This is a genomic window from Allobosea sp. NPDC003192, from assembly GCF_050275675.1.
Lineage (GTDB): Bacteria > Pseudomonadota > Alphaproteobacteria > Rhizobiales > Beijerinckiaceae > Allobosea.
Window position 1 is genome coordinate 151,758 of record NZ_JBNNPK010000015.1, and the last position, 12,781, is coordinate 164,538.

Sequence of the window (12,781 nt, forward strand, 5' to 3'; positions counted from 1 at the left end):
GGTGGCACACCCTGATCGGTGAATCCGTCTCTCACTTTTAGAATGGAGATCGTTTTATCCCAACGGCTTGCGGAACAAACGGTTGGGACGGGCCCAAGTCAGCCGGAATTGACAGGGCCGGGCCGGTTTTGCATAGTCGCCGCGACGCAGCCGCCCCCTAGGGCGGCGCTTATGTTTTTGAGCGATCGGGATTTTCCTTCGATGCGGCTTGACGCGCGACGAGACGGCGGGAACGGCCAGCGACGATAATGTCGCCGGCGGGTCGCATCGTGCCGGCATCATGCCGCCTCGCGTCCCACCCTGCCGTTCCCGGCCTGAAATTCCGCGCTACCTTCCTGTTTCGCCGCAAGGATTTCGCTCCATGAGCACCGCTTCCATTTCCCCCACGTCTTCCGTCCTCCTGCCGACCTATGCCCGCGCTCCGATCGCGCTGGAGCGTGGCGAAGGCGCCTGGGCGATCGCGGCCGATGGCACCCGTTACCTCGATTTCGGCGCCGGCATCGCCGTCAATGCACTCGGCCATGCCCATCCGCATCTGGTCGAGGCGCTGACTCAGCAGGCTCAGCGCATCTGGCACACCTCCAACCTCTACACGATGCCCGAGGGCGAGAAGCTCGCGCGCCGGCTCTGCGAGGCGACCTTCGCCGAGCGCGTCTTCTTCACCAATTCGGGCGCCGAGGCGAACGAGTGCGCGATCAAGATGGCGCGCAAGTATCACGCTGCGAAGGGCCATCCCGAGCGCTATCGGATCGTCACTTTCGAGGGCGCCTTCCATGGCCGCACGCTCGCGACCATCGCCGCCGGCGGCCAGCAGAAATACATCGACGGCTTCGGCCCCAAGGTCGACGGCTTCGACCAGGTGCCGTTCGACGACGAGGCGGCGCTTAAGGCGGTGATCACGCCGGAGACCGCGGCGCTGATGATCGAGCCGATTCAGGGCGAGGGCGGCCTGCGCTCGGTGCCGATGCGCTTCCTGAAGCGCCTGCGCGAGCTCTGCGACGAGCACGGCCTGATGCTGATCTTCGACGAGATCCAGACCGGCGTCGGCCGCACCGGCAAGTTCTTCGCCTATGAACACAACGGTATCGCCCCCGATATCATGTCGATCGCCAAGGGCATCGGCGGCGGCTTCCCGATGGGCGCCTGCCTTGCCACCGAGGAGGCGGCCTCCGGCATGACACTCGGCACGCACGGCACCACCTTCGGCGGCAACCCGCTCGCCATGGCGGTCGGCAACGCGGTGCTCGACGTCATCCTGGCGCCGGGCTTTATCGAGAACGTCCAGAAGACGGCGCTGCGCCTGCGCCAGTCGCTGGCCCAGCTCAAGGACCAGCACCCCCAGGTGATCGAGGAGATCCGCGGCGAGGGGCTGATGCTCGGCCTCAAGCTCAAGACCCCGAACACCGATTTCGTCGCCCAGGCGCGGGCCGCCGGCCTGCTCGTCGTCGCGGCCGGCGACAATGTGGTGCGCCTGCTGCCGCCGCTGATCATCGGCGAGAGCGAGGTGGCCGAGGCGGTGGCGCGGCTCGACAAGGCGGCGGGCGCGGTCGAGGCTGAGCTCGCCCGGCCAGCGGCGGAGTGAACATGATGTCTGCGATGCGTCACTTTCTCGATCTCTCGGACTTCTCCGCCGGAGAGCTCCGCGCCATTCTCAAGGCTGGAGAGGATATCAAGGCCCGCCGGCGCACGCCCGCGGCCGCTGGTGACCGCCTGCTCGAAGGCAAGGTCATCGCCATGATCTTCGAGCAGCCTTCGCTTCGGACCCGCGTCTCCTTCGATGTCGGCATCCGCGAGCTCGGCGGCTCGCCGATGATGGTGACCGGCCAGGAGATCGAGCTCGGCGAGCGCGAGACCATCGCCGACACCGCCCGCGTGCTCTCGCGCTATGTCGACGCGATCATGATCCGCATGCTCGACCACGATTCCGTGGTCGAGATGGCGAAGTACGCCACCGTGCCGGTGATCAACGGCCTGACCAAGCGCCAGCATCCCTGCCAGGTGATGGCCGATGTCATGACTTTCGAGGAACGCAAGGGGCCGATCAAGGGCAAGCGCATTGCCTGGACCGGCGACACCAACAATGTCCTGACCTCCTGGGTCCATGCCGCCGGCCGCCTCGATTTCGAGCTCGCCATCGCGACGCCCGAGGAGCTCGCGCCCCCCCCGGCATTGCTCGACTGGGCCCGCAAGCAGGGCGCGAAGCTGCAATTGACCTCCCGGCCCGAGGCCGCAGTCGAGGGCGCCGACTGCGTCATCACCGATTGCTGGGTCTCGATGGGCGACGAGGAAGGCACGCGCCACAACCTGCTGCGGCCCTATCAGGTCGACGAGCGCCTGCTCGTCCGGGCCGAGAAGGATGCGATCTTCATGCACTGCCTGCCCGCGTCGCGCGGCGAGGAAGTGACCGATCAGGTCATGGACGGGCCGCAGTCGGCTGTGTTCGACGAGGCCGAGAACCGGCTGCACGCCCAGAAGGGCATCCTGGCCTGGTGCTTCGGCGGAGTGGCCGCCTGATGGCCGATGCTCCGCCAGCGGGCGCACCCGACGACCGGGTGCTGCCTTTCGCCGTGCCGGCGCTCGACGTGCGCGGCCGGGTCGTCAGGCTCGGCCCCTCCCTCGACCAGGTCCTGGAGCGGCATCATTACCCCGAGCCGGTGGCGCGCGTCCTCGCCGAGGCGGCGGCGCTGACCGTCATGCTCGGCACCACGCTCAAGGGCGAGGGCCGTTTCCAGCTCCAGACCAAGAGCGACGGGCCGATCTCGATGCTGGTCGTCGACTTCAATGCGCCCGACTGCTACCGCGCCATGGCCCGCTACGATGCTGACCGGCTCGCAGCGGCGATTGATGCGAATGCGATTTCGACCGGCGAGCTGCTCGGCAAGGGCCATCTCGCCATGACCGTCGACCAGGGCACCGACGCGACCCGTTATCAGGGCATCGTCGCGCTCGACGGGCAGAGCCTGGAAGAGGCCGGCCATCAGTATTTCCGCCAGTCCGAGCAGATTCCGAGCCGCATCCGCCTCGGCGTTGGCACGGTCCTGACCGGGAGCGGTCTCGCCTGGCGCGCCGGCGGTCTGATCGTCCAGTTCATGCCGACCTCGCCCGAGCGCCTGCGCGCCGCCGATCTCCATCCCGGCGACGCGCCGGAGGGGCACGAGATCCTCGCTGCCGGCGACGATGACGGTATCAGCGACGATGCCTGGGCCGAGGCGCGCTCCCTCGTCGGGACGATCGAGCATCACGAACTGCTCGATCCGCTGCTGGAGAGCGAGCAGCTGCTCTACCGGCTCTTCCACGAGCGCGGCGCCCATGTCTTCGAGCCCGTTTCGGTGCACGAGGCCTGCCGCTGCTCGCGCGAGCGCGTGCTCGGCATGCTCAAGGGCTTTTCGGCCGACGACCGCAAGGCGATGATCGCCGATGACGGCTCTCTCGGCGTCACTTGCGAGTTCTGCTCGCGCCGCTACGAGTTCGACCCGGCCGAGGTCGAGGCGGAGATCACGGCGGGGGAGTGATCGCAGTGCGTCATGTTCGGGCTTGACCCGAGCATTTCAAGCCGGAGAAGGCGCAGATTGGCGCCCTCTCGTCAGGAGATTCTCGGGTCTACGCTACGCTTCGCCCGAGAATGACGGCGTTGTTTACACCCGGCACTCCGCCATCAGCTTGCGCATGAAGGCCTCGCCGGCGGCGAACTGCTCCAGCGTGATGTACTCGTCCGGCTGGTGGGCCTGGTCGATCGAGCCGGGGCCGCAGACGATGGTCGGCAAGCCGGCGCGTTGGAAATGCCCCGCCTCGGTGGCGTAGGCGACGGCGATGGTGCGGTTGCGCCCGGCGAGCCGCATCACCAGCGTCTCGGCTTCGGAGCCCGGATCTGGGGCGAGGCCCGGCACGTCCGAGCTCATTACCGTCTCGATCGCAGCCGACGGCGCGGTCTTGCGCATGCGGGCCAGTACCTCGTCCGACAACTTGGCGAAACGGGCCGGCACCTCCTCGGGGTCGGAGCCGGGCAGCGTGCGCACCTCCCAGGAGAGATCGGCGCGATCGGCTAGGATGTTGCGGGCGATGCCGCCATGGAACTTGCCGATATGGATGGTGTCGTAAGGTGGATCGAAGCGGCCGCTCTCGTCGATCAGGCCCTCGTGCTCGTCGGCCATGGCGACGAGGCCGGCGGCGAGCCGCGCTCCGGCATGGACGGCGCTGGCGCCGAGGTGCGGCTTCGAGGAATGCGCGGCAAAGCCGGTGATTGCGGTGAAGAAGGTGCGGATGCCCTTGTGGGCATCGGCGAGTTCGAGCGAGGTCGGCTCGCCGACGATGACGGCGCGCGGCTTGGGCAGGCTCTTGCCCATCGCGGCGATGCCGTCGACGACGCCGAGGCAGGTGACTTCCTCGTCATAGGAGAAGAACAGGTGGATCGGCGTCTTCAGGTCCGCGGCGAGGAAATCCGGCACCAGCGCCAGCGCCAGCGCGACGAAACCCTTCATGTCGACCGAGCCGCGGCCATAGGCCTTGCCGTCCTCGACATGGAGAGTGAACGGATCGCGCGACCAGGCCTGCCCCTCGACCGGTACGACATCGGTATGGCCGGAGAGGACGATGCCGCCCTTGTCCTGCGGGCCGATCGTGGCGAACAGCGCCACCTTGTCGCCGGTCGCATTGGGGAAGCGCACGGAGGGCACGCCCCAGCCCGTGAGGTAGTCCTCGACGAAGGCGATCAGGTCGAGATTGGATTTATGGCTCACCGTGTCGAAGGCGACGAGGCGGGCGAGCATGTCGAGCGGCTGGTAGCGCTGCCCGGTCGGAGCTGTGGCGTTCAATGCAGGACCTTCTTCACATAGGGCGAGTCGAGCGGAAACAGCGGCACCTCGACATCGAAGCGCGCGCCATCCTCGCCGAGCATGGCATAGACGCCGCGCATGCTGCCGTCGGGCGTCATCAGCGGGCAGCCGGAGGTGTAGCTGAAGCGCTCGCCCGGCTGCAGGACCGGCTGCTGGCCGATCACGCCCTCGCCGCGGACCTCGTGCACCTCGCCGCGGCCATCGGTGATGAACCAGTGACGCGTCATCAGCTGCATGGTGTGGGGCGACAGATTCTCGATCTCGATCGTATAGGCCCAGAAATACCGGCCTTGATCGGGAGTGGACTCGGAGTCCATGAACTTGGGCGAGGCGGTGACGCGCACGCCATGCGTTTCGGCCTGATACATCATCGCGGCTCCGTGCCGCCTCCACGCGGCTCTCGCCGGGGCGGCGGGAAGGCCTTGTTAGGACTCGGGGCAGTGCAGCGTCAATGCCGCCTATCGGTTGCATGGGTCGACCCTGGCGCAAGCGAGCGGGCATGTGGACAACGCGTCGCCGGACTCGCCAGCCGCGCTCCGGCACGGCAAGAAGAACGATCAATCTCGCGGCGAGCCGGCTTTGCGCCGCACTTCACAAGGTGGTCTGATAGCGCCATGGCGACATCGCCCGACATGCTGGCCGAGATCGCGACCGCACCGGCTTCGCTCGCCGGCCCCTCCGGCGTGCTGCCGCGCCAGGACATCCGCAAGCTCGTCCATCGCGGCATGGTTCGTTCGACCTCCGGCGCCTTCTCCGAGAGCCAGTACCAGCCGGCGAGCCTCGACCTCAGGCTCGGCCACAAGGCCTACCGCGTCCGCGCCAGCTTCCTGCCCGGGCCGAACAAGAGCGTCGCCCAGGTGCTCGCCGACCTGACCCAGGATGAGGTCTCGCTCGAAGAGGGCGCGATCCTCGAGAAGAACTGCGTCTACGTCGTCGAATTGATGGAGTCGCTGCATGAACTGCCGGCGACGATCTCCGCCTTCGCCAATCCAAAGAGCTCGACCGGCCGGCTCGACGTCTTCACCCGCCTGATCGCCGACCGCAGCGAGGCCTTCGACAGCGTCGCCGGAGGCTATTCCGGCAAGCTCTATGCCGAGATCTCGCCGTCGAGCTTTTCGATCAAGGTGCGCAAGGGCAGCCGCCTCAACCAATTGCGCTTCCGCCGCCGCGGCTCCGGCCAGGAGGAGGCGGAGGGCTTTCGCGTATCCGACCGGGAGCTGCGCGAGGTCCATCGCCATACGGCCCTGGTCGACGGGCCTGCGACGATCCGCAACGGCCTGCTGTTCAGCATCCATCTGGGCGATGCCGAGAACGAGATCATCGGCTACCAGGCCCAGCGCTTCACCGATGTGATCGATGTCGATCGTGTCGGTGGCTACGAGATCGACGATTTCTGGACGCCGATCCCGGCCAAGCGCAAGCGGCTCATCCTCGATCCGCACCAGTTCTACATCCTCGCCTCGAAGGAACGAATCCACATCCCGCCGGCTTTCGCCGCCGAGATGGCGCCGATCGACCCGGCGATGGGCGAATTCCGCGTCCATTATGCCGGCTTCTTCGATCCGGGCTTCGGCGTCGGTGCCGGCGGCGTCCCCGGCAGCCGCGGCGTGCTCGAGGTCAGGAGCCATGAGGTGCCCTTTCTGCTCGAGGACGGGCAGGTGGTCGGGCGCCTCGCCTTCGAGCGCATGGCGGCCGAGCCCGACGCCCTCTACGGCGCGATCGGCACCTCGAACTACCAGGGCCAGGCGCTGAAGCTCTCGAAGCATTTTCGGAGCTAGGCGACGGGAGAGGCGCTCGGTCCGCGCGGCCGGCTCAACCCTTCCTTAGCTGCAAATTCTTGTCCAACAGCCGAATAGTGTCGCGATGGCAACCTACGGGGCGACAAGATGGCGATTCCGTGTCAGATGGCTGCAAGCGCGGGAGACGACGCCGGCCTCGGTCTGCGGCGTGTTCATGCTTGTGTCACGGACGGGAGCCAGTTGACCGCTTCCCGTTTCATGGCTTTCGTAGTCAAACGCCTACAGGGAAAGGATTTCTCATGCGCGCCCTCATCATTGCCGGCGTTCTCGCCGCTGGCCTCGCCGGTTGCCAGAGCGTCGAGCAATCGGCGGCCGAATCTGACCAGGTCTGCCTCGATGCCGGCCACCGCCCCGGCACCCGCGCTTTCGAGCGTTGCCGCAGCGAGGTCTTCCAGAGCTTCCGCCGCTCCAATGCCCAGGCCAGCAATGCGGTCGCGGCTGGCGTCGTTGCCGGTGCCGTCGGCGGCGCGGTCATCGCCGCCTCGTCGCGCCGCCATTACGGCTACTATGGCTGCGGCTATTACGGCTGCTGGTAAGACGCCTCGCGTCTGACATAGGCCGCGCCGAACGACAGGGGTTCGGCGCGGTTTTTTCGTTTACAGCCGGAATCTCGGATCGGCCGGCTTGCCGGTTGCGGCTCTGCCCGGCTATACGGGCAGGCATGCGGGCGTAGTTCAGTGGTAGAACGTCAGCTTCCCAAGCTGAATGTCGTCGGTTCGATCCCGATCGCCCGCTCCAAATTCCTTTTTAGATCAGCGCCTATGAACCGACGCTGAAGGCATCGCGCGTGCGCTGGACCACGTCGAGGAAGGCCTTGATGATCCGGCTGGTCTGTCGCTGCTTCAGCACGACCACATGCGCATAGGTGTAGACCTCCGCCCCCTCGATCGGGATTAGCCGCAGCGTCTCGTCCGGAACGAACTCGGCCTCCGAGACATAGCTGATGCCGAGCCCGCGAATCACCGCCTCGCGGATGGCTTCGCGACTGCCTATCTCCATGACGAGGCGCGGCTTCGTGCCCGTCATGGCCAATGCGCCCTCGAAGGCACGCCGCGTCGTCGAGCCCTGTTCGCGCGCGATCACCGGCTCGCCGTTGAGTTCCGTCAGCCGGATGCTGCGGCGCCCCGCCAGGCGATGATCGCGCCGGACGAAGACCGCGACCGGATGGCGCCGATAGGGGATGGTCAGGAGCCGGTCGTCCTCGTCGATATAGGCCAGGACCGCGACGTCGCAGCGATAGCTGGCGAGATCGTCGAGCACCTCGGTCGAGTTGCCGATCTTCACGGCGAGATCGATGCCCGGATAGGCCTGGTTGAAGGCGGCGAGCATCTCGGTGACATGGAACGGCCCGACCGCGCCGATCGAGAGCCGGCCGGTCCTGAGCTCGCGTGACTCCGTCAGGAAGGCGAGCGCCTCGGCCTCCTCGGCGAAGAGGCGGGTGGTGATCCCCAGCAATTGGCGCCCGGTATCGCTCAGCTCGCGCCGCCTGCCGCGCTTGACGAAGAGCTCGACGCCGAACTCCTCCTCCAGCGCGCCGACCTGCGCCGTCAGGGTCGGCTGGCTGATGTTGAACGCCTCGGCGGCGGCATTGAAGCCGCCCGCATTCGCGACATTGTGGAACGATCTGAGCTGAGTGTAACGCATAGAGAATTGCTATCTATTCGGATCAAAAAATCAATTTGTTATAGAAACTCAGCTCTGTGAGCATCCTCCCCAACGCAGCCGGCAAGGCGCATTGCAAGGGATGGACCGCATGAACTGGGCGTACTGGAACCCCGTGAAGATCCGGTTCGGTAACGGTCTCCTCGATGAGGTCGCCGGTCTGATCGCTGGGCGGCGCTGGGCCCTCGTCACCTATGACCAGCCGCTTTTCCGCGAATTTTCCGCCCGGCTGACCGCGGTCGCCGGTGCGCCGGTCGTCTCGATCACCAATATCGAGACCAATCCGGATTGCGCCGATCTTGCCGAATCCTGCCGCCAGTTCGGCGCGGCCGAGCCGGCCGAGGTCATCGTTGCGCTTGGCGGCGGCTCGATGATCGACGCCGCCAAGGTGCTGGCCGCCAGCAACGGCGATTTCGAGACAGTGCGCCGGCACCTGACCGAGAAGACGCCGCTCGACGAGACCTCGATCATCCCGATCATCGCCGTGCCGACCACGGCGGGTACCGGCTCCGAAGTCACTTCCTGGGCGACGGTCTGGGACTCCGCCAATGGCAGCAAGTATTCGCTCGCCCACCCCATGCTCTACCCCGAGACGGCGGTGCTCGACCCTTCTCTGACGGTCGGCGCGCCGCGCGGGTTGACGCTGGCGACCGGGCTCGATGCCCTCTCGCATGCGCTTGAAAGCATCTGGAACGTCAACGGCAATCCGGTCTCGGCCAACTACGCGGTCGAGGCCGCCAGGGAGATCATCGAGACACTACCTCGCTTGCTGGAGCGGCTGGACGATGTCGAGCTCAGGACCCGGCAGATGCGCGCCAGCCTGCTGGCGGGCCTTGCCTTCTCCAACACCAAGACGGCGCTCGCCCACAACATCTCCTACGACATCACGCTGAAGAGCGGCACGATCCACGGCATCGCCTGCTCCTTCTCGCTGCCGATGGTGATGCGCTGGGCGATGGGCGCGCAGCCGCAATGCGACGCGGCGCTGCGCCGGGTCTTCGGTCCCGATCTCGAAGCCGGCGCCGAACGCCTCGGCGCTTTCCTCAGGGATCTCGGCGTCGCGACCGATCCGTCCGCCTATGGCGTCTCGGCCGGCGAATGGAACCGCCTCGTCGGCAAGGCGCTCGAAGGCGAGCGCGGCCGCAACTTCATCGGAAGGCAGGCGGCTATGGCCGCCTGAGAACCAAGCGGGCAACGACGCCCATAACGGCTCACCGGCAGATCAAAAAGATCGCCGGATCATCTTGGGAGGATGACATGACCACCACGCGTCGCACGATACTCAAAGGTTCGCTGGCCGCCGGAGCGCTGCTGGCAGCGCCGGCCCTGGTCCGGGCCCAGACGAAGCTGGTCCGCGTCGGGCTGATCCCATCAGAGGATTCGCGGGCGATGCTGGAATCGAGCGCGCAGCTCCTCGCCGCGCTGCAGAAGAACCTCGGCATCCCCGTACAGGGCTTCGTCGCCTCCGACTATAACGGCGTGATCGAGGCGATGCGCTCGAACCATGTCGACGTCGCCTATCTCGGCCCGTTCTCCTATGTGCTCGGCACGACGGTCGCGGCGATCGAGGCCTTCGCCACCGCCGAAACGGCGAAGTCGAGCCGCAGCTATTATCGCAGTCAGATCATCGCGCGGAAGGATAGCGGCATCGGCGACTGGAAGGACCTGAAGGGCCGCACCTTCGCCTTCGTCGATCCGTCCTCGACCTCCGGCCATCTCTTCCCGAAGGCCGGTTTGATGAAGCTCGGCTTCGATCCCGAGAAGGATTTCGGCCGCGTCCTCTTCACCGGTTCGCACGATGCCAATGCGCTCGCCGTCGCCAACAAGCGCGTCGACGCCGCGACGATCGCCGACCGCATCCTCGATGCAGCCGTGCAGAAGAAGCTGGTCGATCGCGCCGACATCCATGTCGTCTGGGAGTCGGACCCGATCCCGGAATCGCCGACCTGCTGGCGCAAGAACCTCCCCGACGACCTGAAGGCGAACATCAAATCCGCCTTCCTGAACATCCGGGACATCACCTGGGCCGACCAGGGCAAGCTCAACCGCTTCGTCGAGACCAACGACCAAGCCTACGACATCATTCGCGAGACCGCGAAGGTGCTGAAGCTCGATCTCACCAAGATGAAGTAGTCGCGCAAAAAGCGACCGGCGGAGGAAGCGGCATGATCAAGATCGAAGGGCTGAAGAAGTCCTATGCGGGCCGCCCGGTCCTGCAGGGCATCGACCTCAGCGTCAAAGCCGGCGAGTTCCTCGTCGTGCTCGGCCCCAGCGGCGCCGGCAAGTCGACGCTGCTGCGCTGCATCAACGGGCTGGCGCAGCCCGATGCCGGGCGGACCGTCATCGACGGCAAGGTGCTCGATCTGAAGCGCGGAGCCGCCGGCAAGCGCCCGGTGGCGATGATCTTCCAGCACCACAACTTGGTGAAGCGCCTCTCGGTGCTGAAGAACGTGCTGGTCGGCCGGATGGCTGGCCTGTCTTCCTTCCTATCCATGCTCCAGCTCTTCCCGAGAGAGGACGTTGCGATCGCTATGGATTGCCTGGCGCGGGTCGAGCTCGCCCAGAAGGCGAATTCGCGCGGCGACCAGCTCTCCGGCGGCGAGCAGCAGCGCGTCGGCATCGCCCGGGCGCTGGCCCAGCAGCCGGCGGTGATCCTCTGTGACGAGCCCGTGGCGAGCCTCGATCCCAAGACCTCGCGCATCGTGCTCGGCTACCTCAAGGCGATCTGCAAGGAGGAGGGGATCGCGGTGATCTGCAATCTCCACCAGGTCGACTACGCCGTCGAGTTCGGCGAGCGCATCGTCGGCTTGAGCGGCGGCCGGGTGATCTTCGACGACACGCCGGACCAGCTCACCTCCGAGATCGTCCACCAGATCTATCCCGGCCTGGAGGACCCCGGCATCAGCCGCGTGCTGAAGCCCCGTCCGGCGAGCCAGCCCGTGCTGGCGCCGATGATCGCCACCGCAACCGCCTGACGGGGAGCTGAGCCATGTCGTTCGGAACGCTGCAACTCGTCCTTCGTCCCCCGCAAGGCCGCTTCGGCTGGTGGGGCGTCGGCTTCGTCACCCTCGCCGCCCTGGTTTTTCTGTGGTGGGCCGCGGTCGGCTCCCAGATCAACGCCAGCAATCTCTGGAACGGCATCCCCTATATGTGGGACTTCCTGGTCCGGATGGTACCGCCCAATCCGGAATTCCTCGAACGGCTGTGGCGGCCGGCGCTGGAAAGCCTGCAGGTTGCGGTCTGGGGCACCTTGCTCGGCGTCGTCATCGCCCTGCCGGTCTGCTTCTTCGCCGCGCGCAATCTGAGCCCGAGTCCTGTCGTCTTCCATGCGACGCGGCAATTGCTCAACTGCATGCGCGGCATCAACGAGATCATCCTGGCGCTGATCTTCGTCGCCGCGATCGGCCTTGGCCCCTTCGCCGGCGTGCTGGCGCTCGCCATCCACGGCGCCGGCATGCTCGGCAAATTCTTCGCCGAGGCGATGGAGGATATCGACGAAGGGCCGCTGGAGGCCTTCCGCTCGGCCGGCGTCGGGCCGTTCAAGACCTTCTTCTTCGGCGTGCTGCCGCAGGTCCTGCCGGCCTGGCTCGGGACGATCTTCTATCGGCTGGAGACCAATGTGCGCCAGTCGACCGTGCTCGGCATGGTCGGCGCCGGCGGCATCGGCTTCGAGCTCGTCTCCTCGATGAAGCTCTTCAAGTACCAGGACACAGCGACCTGCATCCTTGTCATCCTGGCGATGGTCCTGATCGCCGACCTGGTCTCGTCCCGCGTCCGCGCCCTGATCCGCTGATCGGCGCCGCCTGAGGAGTTTGTGATGAACATGCATTCGAAGCTTGGCGCGGATGTCGTCGCCAATGGGCGCAGCTATGCCCGTCCGGTTCGTCCGACGGTGGTGATCTGCATGGACGGCTCGGAGCCGGCCTATATCGAGGCGGCCAGCGCCAAGGGGCTGACGCCGAACCTCGACCGGATCATGAAGACTGGGGCGAGCACGCACGCCTATTCGGTGATCCCGAGCTTCACCAACCCGAACAACCTCTCGATCATCACCGGCCGCCCGCCTTCCTGGCACGGCATCGCCGGCAACTTCTTCTACGACCGCGAGGCGAAGGAAGAGGTGATGATGAACGATGCCCGCTTCCTGCGCGCTCCGACCATCCTCGCTGCCTTCCAGCAGGCCGGCCTCAAGGTCGCGATGGTCACCGCCAAGGACAAGCTCCGGACCCTGCTCGGCAAGGGCCTCGACTTCTCGGCGGGCAGCGCGATCGCCTTCTCCTCGGAGAAGGCCGACAAGGCCAACAGGGCCGAGAACGGCATCGACGACGTCCTCGGCTTCGTCGGCCTGCCGGTACCGTCGGTCTATTCGGCCGATCTCTCGGAGTTCGTCTTTGCCGCCGGCGTCAAGCTGCTGGAGAGCTTCAAGCCCGACCTGATGTACCTCTCGACCACCGATTATGTGCAGCACAAGGCGGCGCCGGGGTCGCA

General features: G+C 66.4%; 13 protein-coding genes and 1 tRNA gene. 11 read left to right on the top strand and 3 right to left on the bottom strand.

Annotation, left to right across the window (positions count from 1 at the left end):
• Positions 1–361 precede the first annotated feature (361 nt).
• Genes ACQKLX_RS20165 through ACQKLX_RS20175 form a run of 3 tightly spaced genes read left to right on the top strand, consistent with a single transcriptional unit; the run spans position 362 to position 3,512 of the window.
• Positions 362–1,582, top strand: a complete 1,221-nt coding sequence (locus ACQKLX_RS20165; RefSeq protein WP_427363340.1) for an aspartate aminotransferase family protein — start codon at positions 362–364, stop codon at positions 1,580–1,582.
• Between the two features lie 2 nt (positions 1,583–1,584).
• The gene (argF, locus tag ACQKLX_RS20170) at positions 1,585–2,514 is read left to right on the top strand and encodes an ornithine carbamoyltransferase (RefSeq protein WP_427363341.1); all 930 of its coding nucleotides are present in this window, start codon (positions 1,585–1,587) and stop codon (positions 2,512–2,514) included.
• On the top strand, positions 2,514–3,512 hold the full coding sequence (locus tag ACQKLX_RS20175) for an Hsp33 family molecular chaperone (protein WP_427363342.1): 999 nt from the start codon (positions 2,514–2,516) through the stop codon (positions 3,510–3,512). The genes argF and ACQKLX_RS20175 overlap by 1 nt, the downstream gene beginning before the upstream one ends.
• Positions 3,513–3,635: 123 nt before the next feature.
• Here ACQKLX_RS20175 and argE read toward each other — a convergent pair whose 3' ends face one another.
• Both argE and apaG read right to left on the bottom strand, forming a co-directional pair.
• Positions 3,636–4,811: an acetylornithine deacetylase gene (argE, locus tag ACQKLX_RS20180; protein WP_427363343.1), complete on the bottom strand. Its 1,176-nt coding sequence runs from the start codon at positions 4,809–4,811 to the stop codon at positions 3,636–3,638.
• Positions 4,808–5,200, bottom strand: a complete 393-nt coding sequence (apaG, locus tag ACQKLX_RS20185; RefSeq protein ID WP_427363344.1) for a Co2+/Mg2+ efflux protein ApaG — start codon at positions 5,198–5,200, stop codon at positions 4,808–4,810. Before apaG ends, argE begins: the two co-directional genes overlap by 4 nt.
• A 246-nt stretch (positions 5,201–5,446) precedes the next feature.
• Here apaG and ACQKLX_RS20190 point away from each other — a divergent pair, with 246 nt between their 5' ends.
• The 3 genes from ACQKLX_RS20190 (at position 5,447) to ACQKLX_RS20200 (ending at position 7,369) form a co-directional block, all read left to right on the top strand.
• Positions 5,447–6,610 (top strand): 2'-deoxycytidine 5'-triphosphate deaminase, encoded by a 1,164-nt coding sequence (locus ACQKLX_RS20190; protein WP_427363345.1) that lies wholly within the window; start codon positions 5,447–5,449, stop codon positions 6,608–6,610.
• A 260-nt stretch (positions 6,611–6,870) separates the two neighbouring features.
• The gene (locus tag ACQKLX_RS20195; protein ID WP_137883957.1) at positions 6,871–7,167 is read left to right on the top strand and encodes a hypothetical protein; all 297 of its coding nucleotides are present in this window, start codon (positions 6,871–6,873) and stop codon (positions 7,165–7,167) included.
• A 127-nt stretch (positions 7,168–7,294) separates the two neighbouring features.
• Positions 7,295–7,369, top strand: a tRNA-Gly gene (locus tag ACQKLX_RS20200).
• A gap of 21 nt (positions 7,370–7,390) precedes the next feature.
• Here the strand turns inward: ACQKLX_RS20200 and ACQKLX_RS20205 are convergent.
• A complete protein-coding gene (locus ACQKLX_RS20205) occupies positions 7,391–8,275 on the bottom strand; it encodes a LysR substrate-binding domain-containing protein (RefSeq protein WP_427363346.1) in 885 nt (294 codons plus the stop codon).
• 109 nt (positions 8,276–8,384) lie between these two features.
• On the opposite strand from ACQKLX_RS20205, the gene psrA reads away from it, so the two are divergent.
• The 5 genes from psrA to ACQKLX_RS20230 form a co-directional block, all read left to right on the top strand.
• On the top strand, positions 8,385–9,473 hold the full coding sequence (psrA, locus tag ACQKLX_RS20210; protein WP_427363347.1) for an iron-containing alcohol dehydrogenase PsrA: 1,089 nt from the start codon (positions 8,385–8,387) through the stop codon (positions 9,471–9,473).
• 77 nt (positions 9,474–9,550) lie between these two features.
• Positions 9,551–10,426 carry a phosphonate ABC transporter substrate-binding protein gene (phnD, locus tag ACQKLX_RS20215; RefSeq protein WP_427363348.1) on the top strand — a complete coding sequence of 292 codons (876 nt, stop codon included), beginning with the start codon at positions 9,551–9,553 and terminating at the stop codon, positions 10,424–10,426.
• 32 nt (positions 10,427–10,458) lie between these two features.
• Positions 10,459–11,268 carry a phosphonate ABC transporter ATP-binding protein gene (phnC, locus tag ACQKLX_RS20220; RefSeq protein WP_427363349.1) on the top strand — a complete coding sequence of 270 codons (810 nt, stop codon included), beginning with the start codon at positions 10,459–10,461 and terminating at the stop codon, positions 11,266–11,268.
• A gap of 14 nt (positions 11,269–11,282) precedes the next feature.
• A complete protein-coding gene (gene phnE / locus ACQKLX_RS20225) occupies positions 11,283–12,086 on the top strand; it encodes a phosphonate ABC transporter, permease protein PhnE (RefSeq protein WP_427363350.1) in 804 nt (267 codons plus the stop codon).
• Positions 12,087–12,110: 24 nt separating this feature from the next.
• A partial coding sequence (locus ACQKLX_RS20230) for an alkaline phosphatase family protein (protein ID WP_427363351.1) occupies positions 12,111–12,781 on the top strand: 671 nt, incomplete at its 3' end.